Below are 26,474 nucleotides of genomic sequence, written 5' to 3' on the forward strand. Positions count from 1 at the left end.
TATCGTTTCATCGGTTGTAGTAGCTGTTTACGCGCTGCTGGACGGTGCCTTGCACGTTCTGACCGAAGGAGGTAGCGCTGGGAATGCGAACACCGGACGATATTTCCTGGATGAATTCGCTCATATCTATCCGGGAAAAGTCCAAGCGCTCGAACTCAGCCGTGGTGAAGCCTGAGCAATCCGGGTTCTCGCCGCTCCCCCAGCTTTTGCCGACCTGGCTCCTGCCCTGCTCATTGATGATCCGGGCCAGGCGGGAGTTGAAGCAGCAGTAGGACTGAGTCTGTTCAATACAGGTCCGGATAATGGGCACCCGTGCCGAACAGTACGATCCGACATGCACGCACAGGCTGGCATCCCGGTGCATCGCGAGAAGCTGTTCAGATTGCTCGCAGGAAAGCAGTTCCGACAATAATTGCAGCGCGATGGCCGCCGCCATGGAATAGGGATCAAAGTACAGGTTGAAGCTCCCCAGGGAGCCGAGCGAATAAATTGGCCCACCCAGCAGACCGCTACTCACCGCCCCCGTCGAGAATGTCAGACCGTAGAAGGTGAAAGACGGCTGGAAATTTGTCGGCGTGAAAAGCACCTCGGAGGAAATCATGGCCTGTGCACCAGCTTCGACATAGCTGGTGAATTCCGGGTACATGAAGTCGAACATGTACTTGCTGCCGGCGTTGATGGCGAGCTGGCCACCAATCATCACACCCTGCATGGTGGCTGCCATCAGGTTGTGATTGCTCCTGGCCGCACCACCACCGCCTTTCTTGCAGCAGTCGACCAGACCGAAGAGTTTCTTTCGGCATCGCTCGCCCGTACCCTTGAACAGACGTTGATCGGCGCCATAAACCCCGGCCTCGCGGGCTGCCTCCATGGAGGCCATGGCTTTGCCGAAATCCTGGTCCGCTGGATTGCTGGTGTCGAAACAGTTGGAGCCACCCTGGCAAAATGAACGCTGGTCACACACGGTCCGCTGACTCTGGGTTGCTGGCGACGCCGGGCAAGAATACGTCCGCTCGCTCATGTCGCACCCACCCGATGACAAGGGATCAACGCACTGCGAGGACACTGGCGTACACCCGCGATCGATCAAGGGCTGACAATCGTTTGTCAGGGTGCTGCCGGCACAGGTGTAATCCTCAGACCTCGTCCAGCAGGAATCTCCGGAGCTTTGCGCCCCGGCCGGCAAGGGGGAGACCGTCGAAAGGCACACTTGCAAGCCGTTGATGGTTTTGCACGGCGTGCTGTCGGTGCAAGTGGTCGCCGCATGCACGCAGTTGCTGCTGCTGGCGAGCGAGGCGCATTGACTGGTGTCGAGCGTGTTGGATCGGATGGTGTAGGACGTGTTGAGTTCGACCACGGTCGGCGTACCGGTCGACGCCGTGACATTGGTGCATTGGTAGCGACGGGTATATTGGTTGCAGGAGCCGTCAAACGCCGTGCTGTCGCAGGTCGAGCTGACCAAGGCGCACCCTTGTGTTGCCTTGATGGCGGCGCAATAGTCGACATGGTTTTCGGCGATGCAGGAATAGTCGTCCTGGTAACTCCAACAGGTTGCCGTGGAATTCAGCCCGCCCGCTGGCGGTGTAACACCGGCCAGACAGACGGTCGCCCCGCTGGAATCGAGCTTGCAAGGAGTGGAATCCACGCAGGAATGCGACGCCAGGCGACAGCGCGAATTTTGCGCATAGCTGCTGCACTGGCTGGTATTCGCTGTATCCGTGACCAGTGAATAGGTGTTGTCGAGACGAACCGTATTGGTGGGCGTGCCCTGGTTGTTTCCACAACGGAACGTCTTGGTGTAGGTATTGCACGTGCCATTGAATGCCGTGTCGCTGCACACCGAGCTGGTCTGCCCACAGCCGGCGGCCGTCAAAGCCGAACAGTAGTCGATCGAGTTCGGCTTGATGCAGGTGTAGGTATCCTGATATTCCCAGCAGCCACCGACATCCGCCAGCGTCACCACGACTCCCGATATCGTCTTGCTGGCGGTGCTATCCACGCACGTCGAACTTTCCAGCCGGCAATCGCCCGCGTACGCATTGCCGCCGAAAACGAGCAGAATCGCCAGCACATATCGAATGGCGATTCTCATCTTGCTCGCTGCTGCAAGGTGGCGCACTCATTCGAGGTCCAGCTGCTGACCGTCTTCGACATGGGGAGTTGCAAGGCAGCCCCTGTGCCCGTTCCACCCGAGGAGTTACATCCGGAACTCACATTCCGCATGGACGGCGTGCAGGTCGTCGAGTTGCAGCTGACACTGAAGTAGACGTACAGGTTGCAACCGAAACCGAGATTGCTGACGTAGTAATCGGTGACGGATTGCCCTGGGGCAACCGCCACCGGAAACCGGCCATAGCTGCCATCCCACGGATAGCCGATCCAGTTGTAGTCGTAGCGATTGACACCGTCGTAGGAACGGTATGACTCGACGACATAGGAGTGGCCATCACTTCCGCAGAAAATGTTCATGGCCATGTAGGGATCGACACACCAACTGCAGTCCATGAATGCGGTTCGGCCCAGCCATGCCCCGGGCGTGCATTGACCGAAACCCACCGTCGCCGAGACGCCGCGGCGACAACTCAAGGTCTCGTAGCCTTGAACGGTCTGGTTGCACTGGTAGTTGTAGGCAGTATTCACGGCAATCTGCCGACCGATGAAACACGTTGCGTTGCTCAGCGTCTGCATCTGCTCGACGCACTGGTAAAGGTGATACTGATCAACCGTGATCTGGCGCGCGGTCGTGCACAAATTGCTGGTCACCGGCCGATACTCGGTGCAGATTTCCGTCGTAAAAGTCGCGGGGGTCGTATCCGTCACCACCCGGCAGGATTCCGTGCTGGAACCAACGTTGATTCCGGTGAATTGCAGTGCGGGATTGCTGGCGATCGCGTTGGCGCGGCTGATCAGAGGATCCGTGGCCCGGTCGATCGAGAATGCGGGCCTGACACTGGGATTCCGGGCAACGAAATTGACGGCATCGCACTCCTGCCGTCGATAGGCGTCTGCGTTTGGAGCCTGGCTGGAACAATCCGTCACCTTGGCGACCCCGGGGCCGGAGAGCTGCCCCATGCCCCCTTGGTAATACTGGGTCTGGCTGGCGCTCTGGCCATAGCCCGGCACAATGGTTGTCGCACTACCGGTACCGATTCCCTGAAATGCGCCGCCCACCGCTCCTGACCCGAGCGACCTTCCATCGCCAAAGGCGGTGCTGGCGTCATAGCCCTGAGCAAAGACCGACGTAATTCCGCTGACGAGCAAATAGAGCAGCCAGAGAAACCTCATGGCTTGCGGCCTGCCAGTCTGGCCGAGAACCGACGAGTCGCCTCGGCCCATGTCGGTGCCTGACGCTCGATGAGATCAAGGGCGTAGTCCTGGGTGACATCGCCGTCAACCTTGATGTAACTCGTTGGTACTGCGCAGCCATCGGTGCCAATCCGGGTTGCCTGGCTGGGTTTGGCCAGCACCAGCGCCGGGACCTGCGTCACCTTGAATTGGGTGAACGCCGGTGGGTGGATGATGGCAGTGACGTTTCGCTTGCCGATCAGCTTGGCAATTTCCTCGCCCATCCGTGCCATCGAATTGCCTTTGAAACCGCGCAACACCAGAACCGCACCCGACTTTTCCGACTGGATGACGATTCGCTCCAGAGATTCCCGAGGCATCGAGAAGGACACGAAAATCATCAACTCCGGCGAGTCTGTTGGGTTCGGCCGATTGCTTGTGGCCGGAAACTGACGGTAGCCTTCGGCGATCCGGGCAATATCGGCTTGCCTTGCCTCTGGCTTGGGCAAGGACTCGACCTTGGGGACTGAAGTCGCACCGAAGTCCGTGGGCAGCTTGCCGGAGCCAAGTGCTTCCTCCATGCGCTGTCTGGCCAGTCGCATGTCGTAATCAGTCGGTAACGCTGCCTGTCCCCAGGCTTGAGTAGCCATGCAAACCCAAAGGCATATGGCGACGGGAAAGGTGCGCGTAGAGCCGTTCATGGCGTCAGAAGGCTCCCTGGCAGCAGTTGCGCTTGCGGAACACCATGTAGGCGAAGTCTTCGCCCTCGAACGGATATTCCTTCCCGGCACCCCACAGGATCGTCGAACGCCCCAAGGGCTGGCAGCACTTCCCGGCGATCTTCGCGGTTTGCGGAACCGGGTATAGCATCTGATACTTGTAGCCGGTCTTGTCCATGATCGGCTGCGGGTAGTAACCGCACAAGCCGTCCTCGCCGGAGGCGGCCCACATCAGACCTTCGCGGTGCATCTTGGCGATCAGCCGCGTCATTTCCAGGCTAGAGGCCTGGACCCCGCCGATATGCGCTTGCACGTTTCCGTTGAGTGGATACAAGCTGCCCTGGCATCCGGCACACCAGAACAAGGCGTTCGACGGAAAGCCGGCGGTTGCCGAGACACAATCCGCGGCACAGGCGGCTCGTGCCGGGAGATTGCCGAACAAAGCGACATCGGGATTGAAGATGAAGGTCAACTCGTCGTCGTTCCACATGGGATCGAGTTCGGTGAGGTACGCCACGTCGAATGAACTTTGTTCCAGGCAGGCGTTATCGAAGATCGCTTCGAGCCAGAAAATGATTGGATCGACATACCAATGCACCTGATAGAACGACGATGTCGCGGTGCTGTCCTGGCTGAAACGGGACCCGCGCGGCGCATCGAAGCCGGGATTGAGTTCGATGCCACCAAGACTGGTCATGCAGAAGGGACGGCGCACCACATCCACGCGCCGCACCGGCTCCCAGAAGCTGACCTTGAAGCCGACACGCAGTTGCGATGGACAGAGGCAGACGGGGGATCCACCAGGATTCGGAGTGTCTTCCTGATCGAGGGAAACCAGATCGAGGCCGCCAAATCGGAGCGGCATCAGGCAGCTCCAGCAGATGTCCGTAATCGGATTGGCAAACCGCCCGGTACAGGTTGCCGTAGCAAAGGCTGGGCGCAAGAAAAGCACGCCGAGCACAATGACCGAAACGAATGCGAGGTTACGGGCGAACTTCATCGATCCGCAATCTCTTGCCGTCCTGGCTGACGATCGCCGGCACTTGGCGAATCCCCAGTCGCCGAACCAACGATCCACCCTGGTCGTAATACACCGCCTGCTTCCAGGCCCGCATCAGTTTCAGGGGTTCTCCGGCCACCAGGATCGGTTTGTTCATCCCACCCCCCTCGCCCAGACGAAGCTTGGCAAAGGCCACCTGCCGACTATCACGTCCGTCGAAAAACAGCAGCTTTCGGGTCAGGGAAACATGATCGAACGGATTGATCTTGATGCCGCGAGCGAAAAGCAAGGCGCCTTCCGCGTTGCGAATATCCCGATCCACGGTCAAGGTTGGATCGACATGGTAGGTACGCGGTGAGTCAGTCGTCTTGATGCCAGCAACAGCCTTGGGGGCCTCAATACCGCCGATCACCTTGTCGCGATATTCAGTCTGTTTGCGCGCCAGTTCACCGGATTTTTCCATTTGCTTCAATCGGGCCTGGATGACCTCGATCAAATCCGGTTCCGCGATCTCATAGGTCGGGCCGACGACACCCAATTCCGCAGCGAACGCAGAAAATGTCGTACAGGTGAAAAGCACAAGGAGAATGCGAACCAGAGACCACATAAGGGGCGATTCTGGCTGGGGGGAACACCGCTGGATTTTTGAAATGCGCACTTTTCGGGCGCATTTCGGCTACCTGTAACCGCTACGGTCGCTGACGACTCGACCGGGCGCTACGTAGAGGAAACGAACTACGATGTAGGCGTCGGAATTGTCTGGTTGCGAACCTTGGACGGGGAACATCGCGCGAGAATGCGCTTCCAGCCATTTCTGGCGGTTACGGCTTCGGCAAGAATGTCGAGATACTCCGCACCGTCCACGCGTTCATCGTTGGGCAACGGGGTTGCAGCCAATTTGTTCAACAAGTCTTGGCGATGTTTTGAATCGCGCCCTAGTTCGAGCAGGCGGCTGTATGCCTCGCAGGCATAGGCAAAGGTTTCGCGCTTCCGATACTCAATCTCGAGCAGCCATTCCCGATGCCGTGAATGGGGTAGCCCCAGCGTCTCGCGTTTGCAGTTGTGGAAAACATGAGCGGCTTCATGCAGGACGAAATCGTCGAAGGGATTCGCTGCGCGGAAATAGTCTGTCGAAACGTAGCAGGTCGTTTCGATGCTCAATCCAAGGATCGGTTGAGCCTCAACCGACAGCAATTCAGTTGAGTGACTGGCCAGATAGAGGTTGGCCAAGTCCCATGCCGTACTGAGCCAAGGCATGTCCCGCAGAACCTCGGCGATATTCCGTGACGTAAGGAATATCACTGAATGTTGAAGCATGGAAAGGACGATCTCCTGTTCCGTCTTGGGAAAAAGCCCGCTCACCATGCCACTGAATTTCTGGCGCGTGAACTGGAGAAGATCCAGATCGTCCGGAAGCGTAGTAACAGGGTAATGCTGCGTCCTCGCCAGCACTTCTGCGACCAAAGCTTCGCGCAGGGCCTTGCTTCCGTTTTGTGATCGGTCGAAAAATCCGCTACCCGGCCAAGCTTCGAACTTCGGATTGTGGTCCCCGCTCTTCAGGTACGTCTCGATTTCCTCCGGCATGCTCGGATGCACTACTGGATGCGTTTGGGTGCTATGGCGACGGGACATGCGACCATCTTACGTCAGGCACAAAACGACAGCGTGTCCAAAGCCGACTTTGACATTGCAGCCGATCAACAGCCGCTTGGTGGGGCGAGCGGTCAACTAGTACATCAGGCCTCGCTGGCGCAGGAGGTCGGTCACTCGCCTTGACCGAAACCCCTGAGCCATCAGAATACTGTCAATTCCGTCTCATCCTTTGAAAAACGGGGCCGCACCTGATGGCGCGAAGCGGATGATAGCTTGACACGCGCGAATCCGCTGAAAAGTAGTGGACCGTTGCTGACTTAGGATCGATCTAACCGCGTATGGCTTCCTGACTCGTTCTTGGATATCATCCTATGACACGTAACTTCACGACCAGCTTGCTGGCTTTTGCATCAACCTGCTAAATAGACTTTTGCATTATCGGAGATGGCTGGTTGCACATGACGACTGTTACGCGGGACCATCATAATGGTGCGAGCTTGCATTCCTTCGAGGCACACCTCTGACTATTCAATCGACAGGCAACGGACATGAGGACTTGAGTATGGCAGAGGCTCCCGCCGATCAGTACTCCGCAGGCGAGCAAGGTCTGGGATACATCTATCAGCCTCGCTTCGCGCTGCTCAGGCTCTTGCAGTTGCCAGAGAGCACGTCGGTTTTGATTGAAAAGGACGACGACCTCGACTTCATCGACAAGGACGGCGTCAAGACGCTGGCCTCCCTCAAGCACAAGGGGGCTGGTGATCGTCTGACAGACCTGTCCACAGACTTCTGGAAGTCGGTCCGAATCTGGCTTGCCCGATACAACCGTGACGGGCGCAGCGAGGCCAGTCTTCGCTTCTTCCTGTTTTCGACGGGCACTGTTTCAAATGCCTCGTTCTTACGGCACTTCCTGCTTGAACCACCGACAGAAGACGAGACTGTTTCGCTGTCACAGATTGCAGACGATGTTCTTGCCAAGTCCGAATCGAAACTCATCGGTGAAATCGCTGCCGAGTTCCATAAACTCAACGACGACGAGAAGAATGACTTTCTCGCGCGCATCGTGATATTTGATGGAGGGCCTCGCATTGAGGATGTGCCTTCAACCATCAAAGATCAGCACATGCGCAGCATCCGGCGTGACAACCGCGACGCCATCTTCGAACGCCTCGAAGGTTGGTGGAATGACACCATCGTCAACCTGTTGGTCGGAAAGCGCACAGATGCAATCTTCGGCTACGAGATCTCGGACAAGCTCTCCGCGTTTGCTGAGGAATACAAATCAGACAACCTCCCAATCACTTTCAGAGGGAAGACGCCTGCTGGAGAAATCGATGCAGATAACGATCCACGCCTTTTCGTTGTGCAACTGCGAGAAATTGGTATCGCCTCTAACCGCATCCGCAACGCCATCCTGGACTACTACAGGGCGTTCGAACAGCGGTCTTCCTGGGCTCGCGAAAGTCTCTTGATTTCGGGAGAAATGGAAGAGTACGAAGACCGCCTCGTTGATGAATGGAGCCGCTATCGTGACGTGGTCTTCGAGGAACTCGATGAGGAAAGTGCCGACGCAGTTCTTTTGAAAGCCGGCAAAGCGCTGTATCAATGGGTTGACTTGGAGAGTGGAAACAACAGCACGCTTCGCATTCGGGAGCGTGTGACCGAGCCCTATGTTGTGCGGGGAGGGTTTCATATTCTAGCGAACAGCCGACCGCTTCCAAGGGTTTACTGGCACCCTCGTTTCCTCAACCGTGTCGGCCAGTTGTTGGGGGTCGAGGAATGAAAAGATGGGATCAACGACCATTCGAAGTCAAAAATCTTTTCAATCCCGCTTTCTGCGGTTTGGTGCTGTTCAGGGCATTGCAAGGCTATGAGGAGGACAACCAGGATGGCATGCCGTTCTCTCTTGCGCTGCTAGTGCTTCCGCTGTGTTTGCAGAAAGACTCTCGCGAAGTGATCGCGGGTAGTTCTCGCAGCTATCTTCTGAAAACCGTCGAAAAGAATCCTCAGTTGCTGGTTGGTTTCGCTGACCGCGCCAGCGACATGCTGCCATTTGCGCTCGAAGCTTTCGGCGTGCTGATGGAACGAGGATGCTTTGTCGTATCGCAGGATGGCCGGTTAAAGACCGTGCCGAACCGAGTTCGAAAATCCGTGACAGGAACCGCAGAATCCGTCTCCTGCCAGCGCGTCGCGCGCATCGTCGGAAAGGAATTTGCCCGTATCGCAGACCGCGTGACGGTGTACACAACCTTTGGAATACGCCCATGAAAATCAAGTCGATCCACATCTACAGTTACGACGGCCAGCGCCGAGATCTGCAGTTCAAGGTGGACGGACTGAACGTAATCACTGGTCGCTCATCCACAGGGAAATCGGCGCTCTCCGAGATCATCGAATACTGTATGGGGCGCTCGACATTCAATGTTCCGGAGGGAATTATTCGCGACAAGGTGGCGTGGTTCGCTGTGATCTATCAGTTCCCTCAGGAACAGGTGCTAATCGCAAAACCAACGCCAACAGCCGGTGGTACAAGCTGTAGTACTGCCATGCAGCGAAGGGGGAGTCATCTGACAATCCCTGACTTCAAGGAACTGGTGGGCAACACTGATGACGATGCGGTGGAAGCACTGCTGTCGCGGCTGCTTGGAATCCCGGAGAACCGTACTGATGTCGCGATAGAACATAGCCGCGAAAGCTATGACGCGAACGTCAAGCACACGTACTACTACCTATTCCAGAAGCAAGGAATTGTCGCCAACAAGGATCAACTTTTTTATCGCCAGAATGAAGGGTTTCAGCCACAAGCGATCCGCGACACGCTGCCGATTCTCCTTGGTGTTTCTTCTAACGATCGGTACGAACTGGAAGCCAAGCTGCGCGCGGCACAACGAGAGCTGAAACTCAACGCAAAGCTCCTCGAACAGGCGCGTGACGCCATTGATACATCCCAGCAGAAGGGAATCAGCCTCTTCTCGGAGGCCAAGACGGTTGGCATCATTGCGCCGGAGAATCAACAGGCCGGGGCGGATGGCGTGATCAACGCCTTGCGTACAGCCCTACAATGGAAGCCGGCCTCGATCCCCAATGATGACGGTCACAGAATATCCCGGCTTGAAGAAGAGATTAGCCAGCTACGCAAGGACCGGCGCGAGCTCCAATCCAGGGTCGACGCTGCCCGTCAGTTCTCTAAGCGGGCCGGTGGTTTTGAAAGTGAGGCATTGGAGCAAAAAGATCGACTCGCTTCCATAAAGGCCCTTCCCAAAAACCCTGAAACGGGTGAATGGCAGTGGCCATTCTGCGAAGCGAATCTGGCTCTGGAGTCTCCTGTCGCAAAAGTGCTTCTCAACGAACTAGCAACACTCGACGAGGAAATGAGCATCGTCGCCGGGCAACGCCCCAAATTGGAGGCATACCTTGCCGAGCAGGATGACAAGGTGCGCGAGGTCGTAGACGCGATAAAGAGCAAGGAAACGGAGTTGTCTGCAGCGATCGCTGCGAATGAAGTTATCGCGCAAATGGGGACGCGCAACAATGCGGCGGCACGGGTTGTGGGTCGCATCAGCTTGTTCATGGAGAATCTTGTTCCCAATGCGGAGTTGGTCTCGCGTGAGGCAGAGCACCGTCGCCTGAAGTTCAAGGTCGAGGAGCTGGAGAAGAAAATCGGCGCAGACGACAGCCACGAAAGACTGACATCGATTCTGAACATCATCTCAGCGCAGGTGTCACGGTACATCCAGACCTTCGAGGCGGAGTTCAGCGCCTTCCCTGCACGACTCGACCTAAATCATCTCACCATCGTTTTCGACCGTCCGGATCGTCCGGTTCCCATGAGCCGAACCGGCGGTGGCGAGAACCACCTGGCCTACCACCTCTCGGCATTGCTGGCACTGCACCTTTTCGCATCGAAGAACAACTGCCCGATTCCTCAGTTCCTACTCATTGATCAGCCCACCCAAGTCTATTTCCCCTCGGAAAAGATTTACCAAGAAGCGGATGGAACAGTGCAAAAGACGGAGGCAGACGCCGACCTGGCGGCTGTCCGTCGATTGTTCGAGCTGTTGCTGAATTTCACGAAGAAGGAAGTCCCTGGTTTCCAACTTATCGTGACTGAGCACGCCAATCTTCGAGACCAGTGGTTCCAAGATGCTTTGGTTGAACCTCCATGGACCAAGCCACCTGCATTGGTGCCGGAAGATTGGCCTTTGATGTCTCGGTCATCCTCATGACAAAAGAACGGAAGAACCATGACCAGCAAAATTCCGAACTCAGTCATTGGCGCGGTATCTTCTGTTCTCGCCGAGTATTACTACAGCCATTCAACACTGAACTCTTTGTTTATGGAGAGTGGGGCGCCGGGATGCGTGCCCGAAGGAAACTGCGAAACGAAATGCAGCAGTTGGCTACGGCGCTGCAACGATGACTCCACCGTCGACCCCATGCAAGTGCTCGGCCAGGTCATCCAGAAGTTCATGGACCTGGAGCCCGGCGACTGGAACCAGAAGATTGGCCCCGGGCAAGAGCGCATCCGAGCCAGCTTGGCCAAGAACCAGTTGACCTACCAGATGAATGGGTTCATCACCCTGGCAGGAGCGAGTCCGGCTACAAAGTCACTCGCGGATTTTTTCAAGGCTGGCGACTTTTCGTCTATCGAAGCAGAGTTCGAACGTGCCATCTCGCAAGTTGATCGCGATCCGCATGCCGCGATCACTGCGGCGAGCGCCATCATCGAAGCGCTGTGCAAGACGTATATTGAGACGCACGGGCTGGAGATGCCATCGAAGCAGACGATCGGTCCCCTCTGGAAGATCGTGCAACTGCATCTAGGTCTCAATGTCGATCCTACGTTGCAGGACGATCAGAAGCGAATATTGCAGGGGCTTGCATCGATTGTGGATGGCGTTGGTGCCTATCGCACACACATCGGGTCAGCACATGGGCGTGGCATCGAGCCACCGAAAATCGTTCCGTCAGAGGCTCGTTTGGCCGTTCATGCATCGCACACCATTGTGATTTTGTGATGGAGCGCTGGCTCGGCACAACGTCGCTTGCTGAATTAACCGCATGTAGTTCGCAATCGCCGGATCGAAAAGCTGCCTTTCAGAGCCATGTTTGGCCGAGTGAAAGCTAAGCGCCGCATTACTGACTGACCGAGAATCCTAGCTAGCTGAATGTCGGCAATGGCCGACGAGATAAATGCCACCGATATATGCCGAGCGGCAGTTGAAAATTGAAGCGAAACCTTGGCAACTGTTACTCTCGAATCCGAAAGTAAACCTTCGGTTTTCTGTCCTCTGTCGTGAATCGATCAGGATCAATGCCCTTCAAGCCAAAAATTTGCGAGCGTGACGCCTTGATGCCGGCCTTCAGCACAGCCTCGGCGTCTCGGACATTGATCAACAGATAGCCGTTTTCGTGATCGGCAGCCAACGTCCTATCGTTCACCGCTTGACGAAGCACGCCCACGACATCCTCAAGCAGCGCACGTTGGCGGGCAACCATCTTTTCTACGGCACCCTCCTCCTTCGAGGAAACCAGCGGGAGGACCGGAGGAGTTACCGACAGTAAAGGTTCTATCGCTTCCTTTTCCGCCGTTTCGACTTTCGCTACAGGTTTGGATTCTGACTTGGGCACCGGTTTCGAAGCTTTTTTGGACGTACTCTTTGCCCTATTGATGTCCATCATTGCCGCTACGACCGGCTGGAGGCGGAGGATCTTCCAAGGGGCTCCAATACCGACCTGAAGCTCGGCAACTTTTCTGAATGGCGCCATGGGATCGACCACCAGCCAGTTTCTTCGTCCAAGTTCGTCGAGGATCGTCTTGTTCTCCAGTCCGTACCCCTTGAACGCATCAGGCCACTTCAGACACAGGATTCCTTCCGAATCGACATGAGTGAGCTTGCTACCGTCCCTGCGGCCGTGCTCGATATCCTCTACCAGCGCTTTGAGCGCTTCACCAACCGGGCCATCCAGCTGATCAGGCGGTTGATCAGCGGTCGGTGCAGCCGGTGTGGCCGAAGTGACGATGGCGGTTGGAACCACTTCGACGGTCGGCACTGTGGGTTTTGTCGGCGCAACAACCGATGCGTTGCTCAACGACTTGGTGGGCGGATCGTCGTTACCAACCAGCCTTCCAGCTACCGATGCAGGCAGTGAATCCAACAGTGCGCCCGGGTTGTTGAGGCGTATCGCCTTCAGTTGTATGTTGGGAATTTTTTCCGCAAGGATGGCCGGAGCGATCAACCAGTAGCGGTTGCCATCGGGCTGCCCGACTTTGAATTCAGCCAGTTTGCGCTCGACCAGCATGTCGAGAATGCTGTTCGGTGTCCTCGGCAGTCCGGGCATTTTTTCCTGGTTGATGATCGCAGCGATCTCCTCGCCCCCTGCTGGCCAGACCAGGTAGAGATGTCCGTCCATGTGCCATAGCCTCGATCCCGGTTCGTTGACAATCCAGACCCCGTCCCGAACCAGCCGACGCATGATATCGAGAAGAATCCGCTCAACGGGGATTCCTATTTCGTAGCCAGCAAAGTTGGCGCCCATGCTCTCGATGTCACGCGTCACGCTGACCTGATCAGATCGTACGATCAGGTTGTGGATCATGTTTTCCTGACTGGGATGGCCACTGATCGCTTCCATCATCCAGGTCACCAGATTGGGATCGCCCTGCGATATCCAGCCCAATCCGGTTCTACCGACGATGCGTTCAACCAGCAGCAGCGAGACCGAGGTGTGGGATGTTCCGCGGTTCTTGCGCCAGCGCAGGAAATAGCGGTCTACCTGATTGCGGACGGCCCAAGCGTAGAGATCTTCACAAAATGGATCCCAGACTTTCCCTCCATCCTGATTGGTCACCATCAGATCGGTGATGGGCTTACCCAGGTCATGACACAGTGCCGCGAGAAAAACCGCCGAATGCCAGCGCGGTTCCAGTTCCCGCCGCCGTCGCGGAGTTTGATCGCCCGGCAGAAGTACCCTATCCCCGGACTGTAATGACCACAAGGCAACCTCGATGGCATGCCGGAACAAGCCCCCGGCGCCACGATGATGGTGAGTCTCGCTGGCCGGCAGCAAATGGGCGTAGGAGGCAAAGCGGCGCAAGGGCCCCAGATAAAATTCCTCATAGACATCTTTCGACGCCAACCCGGACTCTCGAATCTGCCCAATCAGTTCTTGCTGGGTTTCGATCAGCCGATCGGGATGGGATGCCGGCAACCCTTTGACAAAGGGCGGGTAACGCGGGATTTCATCGTCAGGCAAGGATTTGGCGATGGGCGGTATCTCGATTACTTGCTGCGGCAAAGAAATCTCTCCCTTGCCCATCACTTTCTTCAGCAAGTGCAACATGCGAGTTTCCTTGCGGAGACGTTGACGGCACACCCGCAAAATTCGAGCGGCATCTTTATTCCGCTCATATCAGCCGAAACGCACGGCCGATAATTTGATTGCGTTTTACCCATCCCGTCAGTTGGTAGCGGGAATCGAGACTGTCGGGGTGCCCGCCCGCGACGTAATAGCTGCCTTCCGGAATCACCCCCACGGGTCCTGGAATCAGCGGTTCGCCAGTTCTTGCCCGTTCCTTGGCTTGCCCCACCGCCCGGCCATCCACGTAGAAATCCCGTCCTTGCGTCGTCACGCGCGATCCAGGCAGGCCAACTAGGCGCTTAACGAAGATGCTTCCTTTCGGATACGGCCAGTTTCGCTCCCACCGAAAAGCCACGAACTCACCACTATCGGGGAAGGTGTCCTTGCAGATGACAAATACCGTTCCCGGCAGGCTTTCCGTCAGGTTGAAAGCGAGCATGTAGCTTCCGCTCACCGCCAGGTAGGCGGCCATCAGCCAGAGGATGAGCGGAAATCGGATTTCTTGCCATGTCGAGTATCGGGATCGCATGGCCTGACTCTATGGGATAGCCAGCGGTGCCGGTTTTCGAAATGCGCACTTCCTGGCCGCATTTCACCCACGCAAGCAAGAAGAGCCGTCTCAGGATCGGCCTTGACGGCTGACTTTGCCCGTTGCAGTTTCGGGCGACTGTGAGAAGCTGAAACGAAATACAGCCTTTGGAGACTTTTCATGAGCCTGGCCGCAGCAACCCAGACGAGCAGTTTTTTCGGGTGGATGCCCATCGTAGCGTGCGTCCTTGCAGGACTCACGCTGTACCGCTGGAACCGGCGGAACAAAACAGTCGCTCATCGTCAGATGGAGCGAATGCTTTCGGATCTGGAGGCGATCAAACACCAGGTTCTGCTGATCTCGACCGACCTGCCACCATCAAGGGCGGCGATCCGGACGATCGGCTACCTGGAGTCGGTATCCGCAGTCGAGGCCGCGTCGGATGCTGAATACCAACTCGCCGAATGCGATGCCCTTCTGACTCTGGCCCGAAACGCCTTGGCAAAGGGAGCGAACGCCATCGTCGGCTTGAGGAAAACCCATGCCCATTACGACCAACCGGGATCGCAATGGCGGGTTTCCCGAGTGATCTATTCCGGTACCGCTGTCGTCGTGGTGACGTGAAAGGGGGAGCCTCAGAAAATAAAATAAAGCACGCTAAGGCACAGCCGACCCCGTCACGCTTGCTCCGCCCTGTAACGACGTTATCAGTGGGCACGAAACATTCCCCTGCCGCGAATGGCAGGCGCACACCAGGTCAGACAGCACGGCCTCCATGCGCGCCAAGTCAGCCATTTTCTCGCGCACGTCTTGGAGCTTGTGCTCGGCCAAGCTGCTGGCCTCCTCGCAGTGGGTGCCATCGTCGAGCCGCAGCAACTCGGCGATTTCATCCAGGCTGAAGCCCAACCGCTGGGCCGATTTCACGAATCGCACCCGTGTCACGTCCGCCGCGCCATAGCGGCGAATGCTGCCGTAGGGCTTGTCCGGCTCCGGCAACAAGCCCTTGCGCTGATAGAAGCGGATCGTCTCCACGTTGACCCCCGCCGCCTTGGCAAAGACGCCAATGGTCAGGTTCTCCAAATTATTTTCCATACCGCTTGACTCCGTACATGAGTACGGAAGTAAGGTTGCGCTATCCAATCCAAATTCGAAAGGACAAGCGTATGTCTGAACCACAAACGGGGCGCGGCGCGCTCTTCGCCGGCGGGCTGGCCGCCATCCTCGCCTCGACCTGCTGCCTCGGGCCGCTGGTCCTGGTCGCCTTGGGCTTCAGCGGGGCATGGATCGGCAACCTGACCGTGCTGGAACCCTACCGACCGTTGTTCATCGGCGCGGCGCTGGTGGCGATGTTTTTCGCCTGGCGGCGCATCTTCCGGCCGACGACCGCCTGCAAGCCAGGCGAGGTCTGCGTAATTCCGCAGGTGCGCGCCACCTACAAGCTGATTTTCTGGATCGTGGCCGCGCTGGTTTTGGTCGCGCTCACCTTTCCATATTTCGCCCCGTTGTTTTATTAACCCACCAAGGAGTTCACCATGAAGAAGTTACTTTCCGCCCTCGCACTCGCCGCTGTCGTTGCCCCGGTATGGGCTGCTACCCAAACCGTCACGCTGGGCGTACCCAGCATGCATTGCGCGATGTGTCCTGTCACCGTCAAAAACGCACTCTCCAAGGTCGATGGTGTCAGCAAAATTGACGTGAGTTTGGAGAAGCGCGACGCCGTCGTTACCTATGACGATGCCAAGACCAACACGCAGAAGCTGACCAAGGCCACCGAAGACGCCGGCTATCCATCCAGCGTCAAGCAGTAAGCCAGTAAGCCAACGTCAACAACGGGAGTCACATCATGGGACTGATGACACGCATTGCCGATAAAACCGGCGCGCTCGGCAGCGTCGTTTCCGCGATGGGCTGCGCAATGTGCTTCCCGGCCCTTGCCAGCTTTGGCGCGGCCATTGGATTGGGCTTCCTGAGCCAATACGAGGGCCTGTTCATCAGCCGCCTGCTGCCGCTGTTTGCCGCGCTGGCTTTCGTGGCGAACGCGCTGGGCTGGCTCAGTCATCGCCAATGGCATCGCAGCCTGCTCGGCATGATCGGCCCGGCCATCGTGTTCGCGGCCACGGTTTGGTTGCTCGGCAACTGGTGGACGGCGAACCTGATGTACGTCGGCCTGGCCTTGATGGTGGGCGTGTCGATCTGGGACTTCGTGTCGCCGGCGCACCGCCGTTGCGGCCCGGACGGATGCGAACTCCCTACGAAACAAGGCTGACGGCGTGAGCCGGGGCCAACAAAGAAAAGGAACGATGGCATGACCACTCTCAAAATCACCGGCATGACCTGCGACTCGTGCGCGGCGCACGTCAAGGATGCCTTGGAAAAAGTGCCCGGCGTGCAATCCGCGCAGGTGTCCTATGCCCAGGGCAGCGCCACGCTCGCCGTCGAGGCCGGCACGCCACCCGACGCGCTGACTGCCGCCGTGGCGGCCGCCCTGGCAAAAACGAGTTATCGAGCCACACTCGCCGATGCGCCCGTGGCTCCAGTGGGTGGCGGACTGCTCGGCAAGATGCGCGAATGGCTGGGCAGTGACGACAAGGCTGGCGGGGACGGGGACAAACTCCACATCGCCGTGATCGGCAGCGGCGGCGCCGCAATGGCGGCGGCGTTGAAGGCCGTCGAGCAAGGCGCACGCGTCACCCTGATCGAGCGCGGCACCATCGGCGGCACCTGCGTCAATGTTGGCTGCGTACCGTCCAAGATCATGATTCGCGCCGCCCATATCGCCCATCTGCGCCGGGAAAGCCCGTTCGATGGCGGCATCGCCGCTACCACGCCGACCATCCAGCGCACGGCGCTGCTGGCCCAGCAGCAGGCCCGCGTCGATGAACTGCGCCACGCCAAGTACGAAGGCATCTTGGAGGGCAATCCGGCGATCACTGTGCTGCACGGCTCCGCCCGCTTTAAGGACAATCGCAACCTGATCGTGCAACTCAACGACGGCGGCGAGCGCGTGGTGGCATTCGACCGCTGCCTGATCGCCACCGGCGCGAGTCCGGCCGTGCCGCCGATTCCCGACTTGAAAGACACCCCTTACTGGACGTCCACCGAGGCGCTGGTCAGCGAAACGATTCCCGAACGCCTAGCTGTGATCGGCTCATCGGTGGTGGCGCTGGAACTGGCGCAGGCGTTCGCCCGGCTCGGTAGCAAGGTGACGATCCTGGCGCGCAACACGCTGTTCTTCCGCGAAGACCCGGCGATCGGCGAAGCCGTCACGGCCGCGTTCCGCGCCGAGGGCATCGAGGTGAGGGAACATACGCTGGCCAGCAAGGTTGCCCATGCGGACGGCGAATTCGTGCTCACCACGGCGCAGGGCGAACTGCGCGCCGATAAACTGCTGGTCGCCACCGGCCGCGCGCCCAACACACGCAAGCTGGCACTGGATGCGGCGGGCGTCACGCTCACCCCGCAAGGCGCTATCGTCATCGACCCCGGCATGCGTACCAGCGTGGAACACATCTACGCCGCAGGCGACTGCACCGACCAGCCGCAGTTCGTCTATGTGGCGGCAGCGGCCGGCACTCGCGCCGCGATCAACATGACCGGCGGTGACGCGGCCCTGAACCTGACCGCGATGCCGGCCGTGGTGTTCACCGACCCGCAGGTGGCCACCGTGGGCTACAGCGAGGCGGAAGCGCACCACGACGGCATCGAAACCGACAGTCGCACGCTGACGCTGGACAACGTGCCGAGGGCGCTTGCCAACTTCGACACACGCGGCTTCATCAAGCTGGTCGTTGAAGAAGGCAGCGGACGACTGATCGGCGTGCAGGCAGTGGCCCCGGAAGCGGGCGAACTGATCCAGACGGCCGCACTGGCGATTCGCAACCGGATGACGGTGCAGGAACTGGCCGACCAGTTGTTCCCCTACCTGACGATGGTCGAGGGCCTGAAGCTCGCGGCGCAGACCTTCAACAAGGACGTGAAGCAGCTTTCCTGCTGCGCCGGGTGAGGAAAAGGAGGTGTGCCATGAGCGCCTACACGGTATCGCAACTGGCCCATGACGCCGGGGTGAGCGTGCATGTCGTGCGCGACTACCTGGTGCGCGGCTTGTTGCGGCCGGTCGCCTGCACCGCGGGCGGCTACGGCTTGTTCGACGATGCTGTCTTGCAGCGTCTGTGCTTCGTGCGCGCGGCCTTCGAGGCGGGTATCGGCCTCGATGTCCTGGCGCGGTTGTGCCGGGCCCTCGACGCGGCGGATGGTGCGCAAGCCGCTGCGCAGCTTGCTGTGCTGCGCCAGTTTGTCGAGCGGCGGCGCGAGGCGCTGGTCAACCTGGACGCGCAACTGGCTGCCATGCCGACCGAGCGGCCGCATGCGGAGACCTTGTCATGAGCGCCCTTGACAACCTGCCGCCCGAGACGTGCAGACCCTTCACCGGCTACCTGTGGGGCGTGCTGGCCGTGCTGACTTGCCCCTGCCATCTACTGATTCTCGCCGCCGTATTGGCCGGGACGGCGAGCGGTGCCTTCCTCGGCGAGCATTGGGTGATCGCTGCGCTCGCGCTGACCGGCCTATTCATTCTGTCCGTAACGCGGTTGCTGCGCGCCTTCCGGGGCGGATCATGACGACCTCGCAGCCCGCCGGATGGACGGCAACCGAGTTGGCGCAAGCGGCGGCGAGCCGGCAGCTTGAACTGCATTACCAACCGCTGGTCGATCTGCGCAATAACCGGATCGTCGGCGCGGAAGCGCTGCTGCGCTGGCGGCATCCTAGCTTGGGACTGCTGCCACCAGGTCAGTTCATACCGCTGGCCGAGTCGTTCGGCCTGATGCCGGAAATCGGCACGTGGGTGCTGGGCGAAGCCTGCCGTCAAATGCGCGAGTGGCAAGCGTTGGCGTGGCAGCCGTTCCGGCTCGCCGTCAATGTGTCCGCGAGTCAGGTCGGGCCGATGTTCGATGCCGAGGTTCAGCGGGTGCTGACCGATGCGGACTTACCCGCCGAATGTCTGGAGATCGAGCTGACCGAATCGGTCGCGTTCGGCAATCCGGCCCTGTTCGCCACGTTCGACGCCCTGCGCGAGCTAGGCATGCATTTCGCGGCCGACGACTTCGGCACGGGCTATTCCTGCCTGCAACATCTAAAGTGCTGCCCGATCACTACGCTGAAGATCGACCAGTCCTTCGTCGCCGGACTCGCCGACGACCAGCGCGACAGAACCATCGTGCGCTCGGTGATTCAGCTTGCGCACGGGCTGGGCATGGACGTGGTGGCCGAGGGAGTGGAAACGCCGACCAGCCTCGCACTGTTGCGGCAAGCGGAGTGCGATACGGGACAAGGCTTCCTATTCGCCAAGCCAATGCCGGCGGCGGCATTCGCTGCCTTTGTCAGTCAATGGAGGGGACCACCATGAACGTCAACGAACCGACCACCGCTTGCTGCGTGTGCTGCAAGGAAATCCCGCTCGATGCCGCCTTCACCCCGGAAGGCGCGGAGTACGTCGAGCACTTCTGCGGGCTGGAGTGCTATCAGCGCTTTCAAACGCGGGCCAAGGCCGCAACAGAAATCAACGCCGAACCGAGCGCTTGCGATTCGCCGCCGTCAGGTTGACGCATAGCTAATAGACACTCAATTCCCAGCAAGCACATGGATGATCGCGTATTCCGTTCTTTCGGCTCGGTCTGTGCCAACAGCAACGCGGATGCTGCCGTGAGGCGAAACAAGTAGACGAACCCAAAGCCCGTCTGCTTCGCTCACAGAGGGACGATTACTTCACTCGTTGGTGATGACATAACCTTTGGCGGCCTGGGTAAACTCGAAATCGACCGTCTTGCCGACAATAAGTTTGTCCAGCAGCATCTTGTCTTTGACCTGAAACCCCATGGTCATGACTGGCCAGTTCAAACTCTTGACGGGTTCATGGGCAAGGGTGACGACATTGGTGCCGGTGTCGACCGTGGTTACCTTGCCATTGGCCATGTGCACGGTTTGCCCTGCCGCTGGCTTTCCCATCGGCATGTCCTAGCTTAACGTCAATACTGTTTAGATAGATCATTTTCTACCGTTACAGGTGCCATGTATCTGACGGAGAGTGTCACATGGCGAGAGTCAAGGCGGAATTGTCGGCTGGAGCGCGGCTGGCGGACTATCTGACGGTAGGGTTCCTGGCGATGAACTGCCCGTTGGACAAGGTGCGGCAAGCGCTGGCGGCCAACGATGCGCAGAGCAAGCGACGGCGCGGGTTGCCGCACGACGTGCTGGTGTACTTCGTGATGGCGATGGTGCTTTACGCCAATGTGGCCTACGAAGAGGTGCTGCGACTGGTGGTCGAAGGCTTGCGTCCGTTGCTGGGTGACGATGGCGTGTCCAACACGAGCGTGACCAAAGGCGCCATCTCGCAAGCGCGTGGGCAAGTAGGCGTCGCTCCGCTGCGGCAGCTCTATCAGGAGCAGGTCGGCCCCAACGGCCCGGTCGGCATGCCAGGCGTCTGGTACGTCGGCTTGCGGGTCATGGCCATCGACGGTTCCACACTGGACATGCCCGACGAGGTGGCGAACGCCCAACACTTTGGCTATCCCGGCGCGTCGCGCGGCAGTTCGGCATTTCCACAATTGCGTTTCGTCGCGATGGCCGAGTGCGGCACCCATACCCTGTGCTACGCCAACCCCGGCCCCTACGCCACCGGCGAGGTCACCTTGGCCGGGCCGGTCATCGATCAGGCGAATGCCTCGATGCTAGTGACGGCGGATCGCAACTTCTACAGCTACGCCTTCTGGCAACGTGCGGTCGCGACGGGCGCGAAACTGCTGTTCCGAGTCAAACGCAATTTGCAGCTGCCGCGAGAAAAGGAACTGCCCGATGGTTCCTATCTGACGACCCTGTATGCCGGCGACAAAGATCGGCGCCGACTGACGAACGGCACGGTCGTTCGTGTCATCGAGTACGTGCTGGACGGCATCTCCGATTCGGAACCGTCCTATCGCTTGATCACCAACTGGCTTGATGTCAATGCCGCACCGGGCATCGAACTGGCCGCGCTGTATCACCGGCGCTGGACCATCGAGCAGACCTTCGACGAATTCAAAGTACATCTGGCCGATCGCGACGTGGTTCTGCGCAGCAAGCGTCCCGAATTGGCCGAACAGGAGTTCTATGCCTTGCTGCTGGCTCACTCCGCCATACGACGGCTCATGACCCAAGCCGCCGCCGCAAGCGGTCAAGCCGCCGAGGACTTGTCGTTCATCCATGCGGTGCGCGTGCTCAAGCGACGCCTCCCCACGTCGGTCGCTATTCCCCCCTGAGCACCGCCAATCCTGGTTCGATAGCGTGCTCCGGGAAATCGCTTCTGGGCGCGCGGTTACCAGCCGTGGCAAGCGCAATCCTCGTGGGGTGAAACGGAAAATGAGCAACTTCAATCTCCGAAAACGCCGCACTCCGCTGAATCAATCGTGCGATCCAATTCCACGAATGTTATGTATCTAAACAGTATTGAGCTTAACGTGCATTATTTCCCGAATTCTGAGACGCCCCTAAAATCCAGCACTCAAGAGTCAATTTCCCTTGACCGGAAGGCTGTGGCATACTTGCATGAAACGTCAGTGAGGTTTTTTAAATATGCTGCACCGGAAAGACACTGTGAATGCCGCACTCGACCGGCGATGGAAGCAACTGGCCGGCAAGGTTTTTCGACGTAAAGACCTGGCCGATGAATTGCCCAGCGTTGATCGGGAGCTCGGTCTGGCATTGAAGGCCGGAACCGTGCGAAAGGCTGCTCAGGGGCTTTATTACGTCCCCCGAAAAACGCCGTTTGGCGATGCACCACCAAGCGAGGAAGCACTCGTCGAAAAGTTTCTCGATGACCACCATTTCCTGATGTTCAATCCGAGCTGCTACAACGCCTTGGGGCTGGGCACCACGCAGCTTTACAGCAAGACCGTCGTCTACAACCACAAACGCCACGGCACGTTCGCCCTGGCCGGGTTTGAATTCGACTTTCGCGACAAGCCGCGGTTTCCCTCGCGCAAGCAGGTCACTCGTGAATATCTGCTGGTCGACATGCTGAACAACCTGAGCGACCTGGCCGAAGACCCGGAAACCGTGTTGTCCAATGTGCGCCGCAAGCTCGACACTTTCGACGCAGGCCGTCTCGAGAAGATGCTTGCCGATTACGGATCGGCCAGGACACGCCGCGTTTTTCGGCAAATGAAGTCGGCTGTCCATGCCTAAAGCCGCAATTTTCCTGCACGACCATCCCAACTTCGCGGATCTGATCCGACAGGTCGGCCAGGCTCAACGCGTCTCCTCCTATCTGGTCGAGAAGGACTATTGGCTGATGCACAGCCTGTGGGGATTGCAGCAGCAGGGTTGGACGTTTCAGCTCAAGGGCGGGACATCCCTCTCGAAGGGGCATCAGATCATCCAGCGTTTCTCCGAAGACATCGATCTTCGCATCGAGCCCCCGGCGGATCGCGATGTCAAAACCGGGAAGAACCAGGACAAACCGGCCCACGTCGAGACACGACGGCTGTATTTCGACTGGCTGGCCGAGCAGATCGCCACAAAGGGGATCGCGGGTTTCGAGGCTGTTGAACGGGATACCGAATACGACGATGCCAAGTACCGCAGCGCCGGCATCCGGTTGCGCTACCCGGTGCATACCGAATACCTCCCGGGTATCAAGGAAGGCATCCTGCTGGAAGTCGGATTCGACGATACCGCACCCAACATGCCCTGCACCATCACCTCGTGGGCACTGGATGCAGCGCTCAAAAGCACCGTGAAGGTCATCGACAATCGCGCACTGGCGGTACCTTGCTACAGCCCGGCCTATACCTTCGTGGAAAAGCTGCAAACGGTTTCGACCAAGTTTCGGCAGCAACAGGATGCCGAGGTTTTCCCGAAGAACTTCCTGCGCCATTACTACGATCTGTACTGCCTTCTGGACAATCCGGAGGTGCAGGCATTCCTCGGCACGACGGCCTACCATGCCCGCAAGAAAGAACGCTTTCGGGCCGGCGATAACCTGCACATCGCCAGCAACGAAGCCTTCTTGCTGACAGATTCCTCAGTTCGCGCGCTCTACGACAGCAAGTACCGTGAAACCGCCTCGCTTTACTACGCCGGACAAGTGCCGTTTCAGAGCATTCTTGAACGTCTAGCGCAGTACCTGGACCGGATGTGATCATTTCTTTCCGGCAAGCGTGTCGGTCAAATATTTGCCCGGATTGTCTCCGGTAAGACCGTCTGCAATCCGGCCCGCCGCTTCTCCGACCTGTTCGACCGTTTCAGCCGTCTTGCCTGCCACCGAGGTCGGCTTGAGCTTCCGGAACGTCGAAGGTGTCGCGTTTTCCTGATGGGTTTGCGCAGCCCCGGCCTGCCGGTCACGAACCTCGAAGCTGTTTCGGGAGAACTCCTGCATCGCCGTATGCATGGCCTGATCCGTCGGGGTAGCCTGAGGAGACACGCCAGAGAGTCTGGCGGCACCCTTCACCTGTCCCAGATAACCCGCGCCTGCTGCCTCGACCGTCTGTCCGTCCGGCACTCCCGCGCGATTCGCCTCATGGCGCGCCCGCACTGCCTCGGCGCCAGATACTTGCCCCGCCATTTCTCCCAGCATCCGGTCGTAGTTCTGGGTGGTGTATTCCTCGATGTAGGGTCGCAGGCGATGCGGATCGCCCATGACGCCCTGGAACTTCTCGTAGTTGTATTCAAGCTTCGGTAGCAGGAAGTCCTTGATGAAGTGATCCTGAAGCTGGAGGTTGGAGCCAAGCTGCCCGGAATGTGACAGCTCCCACATCTGGCGATGACCCTCGGTTTCCTGAAACGAGGAACTGAGCGCATCACGGGACTGCCGTGCCCGATCAAGAGACGCTCGCTGTCCTTCCGATCCCGACGTCTTTCCTTCGTCGGAAGTTCGATAGTTTCGCTCCCAGCCATTGTCGATGACGGTGCCGACTTTCTTGCCAAAGCTCGACTCACGGGCAAACTGAGCCATTTCCTCCAGGGAGCGCATCGAGTCGGCCGAGTTTCGCATTTTGGCTGACATTTCCACACCACCACGCAGGCCGGTAATTTCGAGCAGCTTCGGCGTACTCATGCCCATCGAAGCCCCAACCATGAGTTCCATGGCCACCTTTTCGCTGACGCCGAGTTTTCGGGCCCACTGATCGACCTGCCGCAGGGTGTCATTCGCTTCCTGATTCCGGCTCGACCCCATGCCGTGTCGGTAGCCTGTAGTGTCACTGGCACCCTTCGCATGTGATCTTTCGAATCCGGCTTCCTGCTTGATCGCCGCCAGAGCACTTTCAGCGTACTCCGCGGATCTCTGCTGCGATGCCTGCTGCGAACGTTCATAGTTTTCCTTGGCTGCAGCACCGAGCGAATCGTTGAGTGCCATGTCGGCACGCACATCGCTCTTGGCCTGCTTCACTACAAAGCCGCCGCCGGAAAAGTGGCTGTAGTCGAAGCCGCCCCGCGCCTGATACTGGGTTGCTCCTTGGCGCAGGCTCGGGTTCATATCGACGGCCAGCCCCTTCATGGTGTCGTGACTGGCATTGTTGAGCGAGGCATTGCCCATCTGCATGTTGCCCATGGCCAGGCTGCTGGCAATCTTCTCGGGGTCGCGAGGTGGCGCAACCAGCCCTGCCACGGCCTGCATGCCGACCTCGCCGCCCTTCACGACAGCGGCGGCAATGGCGGGAATGGAGATGACCAGCATGCCGGCAATGGCCTGGTCGCTGACAATCGCGGTATTCAGGAAGCTCATCTGTTCGATCGACAGGCCGCTCGATGCGCTGCCGCTGATGTACTGGCTTCTCGAATACATGGTGATGATGAAGTTCATCACAGCGTACAGCGGCGCCCAAAGCTGTATCCAGAAGAGACTCGCCGCATAGGACTTGATGACCCCGGTCGCTTGGTGGCCGCTCAACACCACGAAAAGCAGGAATACCGGAAAAATCGCGTACTGCACCATCTCGATGGTGTTCCTCACCTTCGGCATGGTCGACTCGGCGACCCGCGCCATCAGTTTGTAGGAATCACTGGTCGAGCGCAGCGATTGCGCCATCGCCAGATTGGTCTGGGCGCTGGCTGCATCGCCCAGTTGCGCCGGCAGCATGTACTGGGCATCGATCATGAAATTGGCGACGATGGCCTGCTTCACCGTGTCCTGTGCCGACGACGAAATCCCGAGAAGATAGTTGGTCGAGGTCGCCAGCGATCCCGCAATGGCAACGCCGGCATCAGCTGTCGTCATGCGGGGATAGAGCCTGGAACCAAGCAATGTCACTTGCCGGCTCGTCTCGGCGGTGATCTGGGTTGTCAGCGTCTGATAGCCCGCGTCACAGCCCACAGTGCTCATCAGCGTCGGATCGGCGAGATCGCGGATCGTCACCAACCTCGATGGATTGGTTTTGCCGTTCAGGATGTCCCAGATGTTATTGACCTGGAGAATGTCTTCCTTCATGCGGATATAGCCGGTCGCAATGTCGGGCGCAACACACTCCCGGTAGAACTCCAGCAGATTACTGGTCAATACCGGATTCCCGCTCTTGATCGCCTGCCGTTCCGAAAGGACGCGATGCCCGAAGAGCGTCCCGTTCCTGCGGAACTTCACATCGTCAGGCAGCGAAAAAACCGTCTCGAAAGAACCGGTGAGCCAATCCCCTACCTTGCTCATCGTGTGCGCGAATGCCCCGAGACCAATCGGCACATTGGCCACGGCCCGCGGTGGCTCGTTGCCCGTGCGATCAATGATCATGACCGTCACTTTGGGAATAAGCAGCATCGACTGGAAGATTGCGAGGAAGAAAAGCCACTTCCACATGCCGTCAAGCCGCTCCCTCCCGGTCAAAGTGGCGATGACGACGACGATCATGCCGACGATGGCGATGGTTTGAAGCAGGCCACGGTAATCGCCACTGCCCATGAGCGACGCAACCGCATTAAACATCGCCTCCAGCTCGACGACATTCCAGTAGGCATAGACCTCGTACAT

General features: G+C 58.6%; 27 protein-coding genes. 16 read left to right on the forward strand and 11 right to left on the reverse strand.

What is annotated here, in order from left to right; genetic code table 11:
- Positions 1 to 7: 7 nt before the first annotated feature.
- The 6 genes from DENOEST_RS08440 to DENOEST_RS08465 all read right to left on the reverse strand — a co-directional run bounded on the left by DENOEST_RS08440 (position 8) and on the right by DENOEST_RS08465 (position 6,588).
- Positions 8 to 2,092 (reverse strand): conjugal transfer protein TraN, encoded by a 2,085-nt coding sequence (locus DENOEST_RS08440; RefSeq protein ID WP_145768964.1) that lies wholly within the window; start codon positions 2,090 to 2,092, stop codon positions 8 to 10.
- The gene (locus DENOEST_RS08445; protein ID WP_145768965.1) at positions 2,089 to 3,285 is read right to left on the reverse strand and encodes a hypothetical protein; all 1,197 of its coding nucleotides are present in this window, start codon (positions 3,283 to 3,285) and stop codon (positions 2,089 to 2,091) included. Before DENOEST_RS08445 ends, DENOEST_RS08440 begins: the two co-directional genes overlap by 4 nt.
- A complete protein-coding gene (gene trbC / locus DENOEST_RS08450) occupies positions 3,282 to 3,887 on the reverse strand; it encodes a type-F conjugative transfer system pilin assembly protein TrbC (RefSeq protein WP_170228050.1) in 606 nt (201 codons plus the stop codon). Before trbC ends, DENOEST_RS08445 begins: the two co-directional genes overlap by 4 nt.
- 103 nt (positions 3,888 to 3,990) lie before the next feature.
- The gene (gene traU, locus DENOEST_RS08455) at positions 3,991 to 5,004 is read right to left on the reverse strand and encodes a conjugal transfer pilus assembly protein TraU (protein ID WP_145768967.1); all 1,014 of its coding nucleotides are present in this window, start codon (positions 5,002 to 5,004) and stop codon (positions 3,991 to 3,993) included.
- A complete protein-coding gene (traW, locus tag DENOEST_RS08460; RefSeq protein ID WP_197970560.1) occupies positions 4,988 to 5,662 on the reverse strand; it encodes a type-F conjugative transfer system protein TraW in 675 nt (224 codons plus the stop codon). Before traW ends, traU begins: the two co-directional genes overlap by 17 nt.
- Before the next feature lie 77 nt (positions 5,663 to 5,739).
- Entirely contained in the window at positions 5,740 to 6,588 is an 849-nt protein-coding gene (locus tag DENOEST_RS08465; RefSeq protein ID WP_197970561.1) for a hypothetical protein, read from the reverse strand.
- Positions 6,589 to 7,159: 571 nt separating this feature from the next.
- On the opposite strand from DENOEST_RS08465, the gene DENOEST_RS08470 reads away from it, so the two are divergent.
- From DENOEST_RS08470 to DENOEST_RS08485, 4 genes are read left to right on the forward strand one after another with little or no spacing between them, the layout of a single operon-like run.
- Positions 7,160 to 8,380 (forward strand): ABC-three component system protein, encoded by a 1,221-nt coding sequence (locus tag DENOEST_RS08470; RefSeq protein ID WP_145768969.1) that lies wholly within the window; start codon positions 7,160 to 7,162, stop codon positions 8,378 to 8,380.
- Entirely contained in the window at positions 8,377 to 8,865 is a 489-nt protein-coding gene (locus DENOEST_RS08475) for a three component ABC system middle component (protein ID WP_145768970.1), read from the forward strand. The genes DENOEST_RS08470 and DENOEST_RS08475 overlap by 4 nt, the downstream gene beginning before the upstream one ends.
- Positions 8,862 to 10,823: a DUF3732 domain-containing protein gene (locus DENOEST_RS08480; protein ID WP_145768971.1), complete on the forward strand. Its 1,962-nt coding sequence runs from the start codon at positions 8,862 to 8,864 to the stop codon at positions 10,821 to 10,823. Before DENOEST_RS08475 ends, DENOEST_RS08480 begins: the two co-directional genes overlap by 4 nt.
- An 18-nt stretch (positions 10,824 to 10,841) precedes the next feature.
- On the forward strand, positions 10,842 to 11,615 hold the full coding sequence (locus DENOEST_RS08485) for an abortive infection family protein (RefSeq protein ID WP_170228051.1): 774 nt from the start codon (positions 10,842 to 10,844) through the stop codon (positions 11,613 to 11,615).
- 232 nt (positions 11,616 to 11,847) lie between these two features.
- Here the strand turns inward: DENOEST_RS08485 and mobH are convergent, their stop codons facing one another.
- On the reverse strand, positions 11,848 to 13,941 hold the full coding sequence (mobH, locus tag DENOEST_RS08490; RefSeq protein ID WP_145768972.1) for a MobH family relaxase: 2,094 nt from the start codon (positions 13,939 to 13,941) through the stop codon (positions 11,848 to 11,850).
- Between the two features lie 64 nt (positions 13,942 to 14,005).
- The gene (locus DENOEST_RS08495) at positions 14,006 to 14,488 is read right to left on the reverse strand and encodes a S26 family signal peptidase (RefSeq protein ID WP_145768973.1); all 483 of its coding nucleotides are present in this window, start codon (positions 14,486 to 14,488) and stop codon (positions 14,006 to 14,008) included.
- A gap of 180 nt (positions 14,489 to 14,668) precedes the next feature.
- On the opposite strand from DENOEST_RS08495, the gene DENOEST_RS08500 reads away from it, so the two are divergent.
- Positions 14,669 to 15,112 carry a heavy metal-binding domain-containing protein gene (locus DENOEST_RS08500; protein WP_145768974.1) on the forward strand — a complete coding sequence of 148 codons (444 nt, stop codon included), beginning with the start codon at positions 14,669 to 14,671 and terminating at the stop codon, positions 15,110 to 15,112.
- Positions 15,113 to 15,145: 33 nt separating this feature from the next.
- Here the strand turns inward: DENOEST_RS08500 and merR are convergent, their stop codons facing one another.
- Positions 15,146 to 15,580 (reverse strand): Hg(II)-responsive transcriptional regulator, encoded by a 435-nt coding sequence (gene merR / locus DENOEST_RS08505; RefSeq protein ID WP_145768975.1) that lies wholly within the window; start codon positions 15,578 to 15,580, stop codon positions 15,146 to 15,148.
- A gap of 71 nt (positions 15,581 to 15,651) precedes the next feature.
- Between merR and merT the strand changes: the two genes are divergently transcribed.
- From merT to DENOEST_RS08545, 8 genes are read left to right on the forward strand one after another with little or no spacing between them, the layout of a single operon-like run.
- The gene (gene merT, locus DENOEST_RS08510; protein WP_145768976.1) at positions 15,652 to 16,002 is read left to right on the forward strand and encodes a mercuric ion transporter MerT; all 351 of its coding nucleotides are present in this window, start codon (positions 15,652 to 15,654) and stop codon (positions 16,000 to 16,002) included.
- A gap of 18 nt (positions 16,003 to 16,020) precedes the next feature.
- Positions 16,021 to 16,296 carry a mercury resistance system periplasmic binding protein MerP gene (gene merP / locus DENOEST_RS08515; protein ID WP_145768977.1) on the forward strand — a complete coding sequence of 92 codons (276 nt, stop codon included), beginning with the start codon at positions 16,021 to 16,023 and terminating at the stop codon, positions 16,294 to 16,296.
- Between the two features lie 35 nt (positions 16,297 to 16,331).
- Positions 16,332 to 16,754, forward strand: a complete 423-nt coding sequence (gene merC / locus DENOEST_RS08520; protein ID WP_145768978.1) for an organomercurial transporter MerC — start codon at positions 16,332 to 16,334, stop codon at positions 16,752 to 16,754.
- 39 nt (positions 16,755 to 16,793) lie between these two features.
- Positions 16,794 to 18,491, forward strand: coding sequence for a mercury(II) reductase (merA, locus tag DENOEST_RS08525; RefSeq protein ID WP_145768979.1), 1,698 nt, complete (start codon positions 16,794 to 16,796; stop codon positions 18,489 to 18,491).
- A gap of 17 nt (positions 18,492 to 18,508) precedes the next feature.
- Positions 18,509 to 18,871 (forward strand): mercury resistance co-regulator MerD, encoded by a 363-nt coding sequence (gene merD, locus DENOEST_RS08530; RefSeq protein WP_145768980.1) that lies wholly within the window; start codon positions 18,509 to 18,511, stop codon positions 18,869 to 18,871.
- Entirely contained in the window at positions 18,868 to 19,104 is a 237-nt protein-coding gene (gene merE, locus DENOEST_RS08535; RefSeq protein WP_145768981.1) for a broad-spectrum mercury transporter MerE, read from the forward strand. Before merD ends, merE begins: the two co-directional genes overlap by 4 nt.
- Positions 19,101 to 19,889, forward strand: coding sequence for a putative bifunctional diguanylate cyclase/phosphodiesterase (locus DENOEST_RS08540; protein WP_170228053.1), 789 nt, complete (start codon positions 19,101 to 19,103; stop codon positions 19,887 to 19,889). The genes merE and DENOEST_RS08540 overlap by 4 nt, the downstream gene beginning before the upstream one ends.
- Positions 19,886 to 20,086, forward strand: coding sequence for a DUF3330 domain-containing protein (locus tag DENOEST_RS08545; RefSeq protein ID WP_170228054.1), 201 nt, complete (start codon positions 19,886 to 19,888; stop codon positions 20,084 to 20,086). Before DENOEST_RS08540 ends, DENOEST_RS08545 begins: the two co-directional genes overlap by 4 nt.
- 162 nt (positions 20,087 to 20,248) lie before the next feature.
- Here the strand turns inward: DENOEST_RS08545 and DENOEST_RS08550 are convergent, their stop codons facing one another.
- Positions 20,249 to 20,488, reverse strand: a complete 240-nt coding sequence (locus tag DENOEST_RS08550) for a copper-binding protein (RefSeq protein ID WP_232096476.1) — start codon at positions 20,486 to 20,488, stop codon at positions 20,249 to 20,251.
- A gap of 86 nt (positions 20,489 to 20,574) precedes the next feature.
- Between DENOEST_RS08550 and DENOEST_RS08555 the strand changes: the two genes are divergently transcribed.
- The 3 genes from DENOEST_RS08555 (at position 20,575) to DENOEST_RS08565 (ending at position 23,657) form a co-directional block, all read left to right on the forward strand.
- Positions 20,575 to 21,777 (forward strand): IS4 family transposase, encoded by a 1,203-nt coding sequence (locus DENOEST_RS08555; RefSeq protein ID WP_145768983.1) that lies wholly within the window; start codon positions 20,575 to 20,577, stop codon positions 21,775 to 21,777.
- Between the two features lie 334 nt (positions 21,778 to 22,111).
- Positions 22,112 to 22,702, forward strand: coding sequence for a hypothetical protein (locus tag DENOEST_RS08560; protein ID WP_232096477.1), 591 nt, complete (start codon positions 22,112 to 22,114; stop codon positions 22,700 to 22,702).
- On the forward strand, positions 22,695 to 23,657 hold the full coding sequence (locus tag DENOEST_RS08565) for a nucleotidyl transferase AbiEii/AbiGii toxin family protein (protein WP_145768985.1): 963 nt from the start codon (positions 22,695 to 22,697) through the stop codon (positions 23,655 to 23,657). The genes DENOEST_RS08560 and DENOEST_RS08565 overlap by 8 nt, the downstream gene beginning before the upstream one ends.
- Here DENOEST_RS08565 and DENOEST_RS08570 read toward each other — a convergent pair whose 3' ends face one another.
- Entirely contained in the window at positions 23,658 to 26,474 is a 2,817-nt protein-coding gene (locus tag DENOEST_RS08570) for a conjugal transfer protein TraG N-terminal domain-containing protein (protein ID WP_145768986.1), read from the reverse strand.

It is taken from the genome of Denitratisoma oestradiolicum (assembly GCF_902813185.1).
Classification (GTDB): Bacteria; Pseudomonadota; Gammaproteobacteria; order Burkholderiales; family Rhodocyclaceae; genus Denitratisoma; species Denitratisoma oestradiolicum.

Bases quoted from the DNA above. Each gene is read 5' to 3' on its own strand.
- DENOEST_RS08440 (WP_145768964.1), bottom strand. From the start codon at position 2,092: ATGAGAATCGCCATTCGATATGTGCTGGCGATTCTGCTCGTTTTCGGC.
- DENOEST_RS08445 (WP_145768965.1), bottom strand. From the start codon at position 3,285: ATGAGGTTTCTCTGGCTGCTCTATTTGCTCGTCAGCGGAATTACGTCG.
- trbC (WP_170228050.1), bottom strand. From the start codon at position 3,887: ATGCGACTGGCCAGACAGCGCATGGAGGAAGCACTTGGCTCCGGCAAG.
- traU (WP_145768967.1), bottom strand. From the start codon at position 5,004: ATGAAGTTCGCCCGTAACCTCGCATTCGTTTCGGTCATTGTGCTCGGC.
- DENOEST_RS08465 (WP_197970561.1), bottom strand. From the start codon at position 6,588: ATGCCGGAGGAAATCGAGACGTACCTGAAGAGCGGGGACCACAATCCG.
- DENOEST_RS08470 (WP_145768969.1), top strand. From the start codon at position 7,160: ATGGCAGAGGCTCCCGCCGATCAGTACTCCGCAGGCGAGCAAGGTCTG.
- DENOEST_RS08475 (WP_145768970.1), top strand. From the start codon at position 8,377: ATGAAAAGATGGGATCAACGACCATTCGAAGTCAAAAATCTTTTCAAT.
- DENOEST_RS08480 (WP_145768971.1), top strand. From the start codon at position 8,862: ATGAAAATCAAGTCGATCCACATCTACAGTTACGACGGCCAGCGCCGA.
- DENOEST_RS08485 (WP_170228051.1), top strand. From the start codon at position 10,842: ATGACCAGCAAAATTCCGAACTCAGTCATTGGCGCGGTATCTTCTGTT.
- mobH (WP_145768972.1), bottom strand. From the start codon at position 13,941: ATGTTGCACTTGCTGAAGAAAGTGATGGGCAAGGGAGAGATTTCTTTG.
- DENOEST_RS08495 (WP_145768973.1), bottom strand. From the start codon at position 14,488: ATGCGATCCCGATACTCGACATGGCAAGAAATCCGATTTCCGCTCATC.
- DENOEST_RS08500 (WP_145768974.1), top strand. From the start codon at position 14,669: ATGAGCCTGGCCGCAGCAACCCAGACGAGCAGTTTTTTCGGGTGGATG.
- merR (WP_145768975.1), bottom strand. From the start codon at position 15,580: ATGGAAAATAATTTGGAGAACCTGACCATTGGCGTCTTTGCCAAGGCG.
- merT (WP_145768976.1), top strand. From the start codon at position 15,652: ATGTCTGAACCACAAACGGGGCGCGGCGCGCTCTTCGCCGGCGGGCTG.
- merP (WP_145768977.1), top strand. From the start codon at position 16,021: ATGAAGAAGTTACTTTCCGCCCTCGCACTCGCCGCTGTCGTTGCCCCG.
- merC (WP_145768978.1), top strand. From the start codon at position 16,332: ATGGGACTGATGACACGCATTGCCGATAAAACCGGCGCGCTCGGCAGC.
- merA (WP_145768979.1), top strand. From the start codon at position 16,794: ATGACCACTCTCAAAATCACCGGCATGACCTGCGACTCGTGCGCGGCG.
- merD (WP_145768980.1), top strand. From the start codon at position 18,509: ATGAGCGCCTACACGGTATCGCAACTGGCCCATGACGCCGGGGTGAGC.
- merE (WP_145768981.1), top strand. From the start codon at position 18,868: ATGAGCGCCCTTGACAACCTGCCGCCCGAGACGTGCAGACCCTTCACC.
- DENOEST_RS08540 (WP_170228053.1), top strand. From the start codon at position 19,101: ATGACGACCTCGCAGCCCGCCGGATGGACGGCAACCGAGTTGGCGCAA.
- DENOEST_RS08545 (WP_170228054.1), top strand. From the start codon at position 19,886: ATGAACGTCAACGAACCGACCACCGCTTGCTGCGTGTGCTGCAAGGAA.
- DENOEST_RS08550 (WP_232096476.1), bottom strand. From the start codon at position 20,488: ATGGGAAAGCCAGCGGCAGGGCAAACCGTGCACATGGCCAATGGCAAG.
- DENOEST_RS08555 (WP_145768983.1), top strand. From the start codon at position 20,575: ATGGCGAGAGTCAAGGCGGAATTGTCGGCTGGAGCGCGGCTGGCGGAC.
- DENOEST_RS08565 (WP_145768985.1), top strand. From the start codon at position 22,695: ATGCCTAAAGCCGCAATTTTCCTGCACGACCATCCCAACTTCGCGGAT.
- DENOEST_RS08570 (WP_145768986.1), bottom strand. From the start codon at position 26,474: ATGTACGAGGTCTATGCCTACTGGAATGTCGTCGAGCTGGAGGCGATG.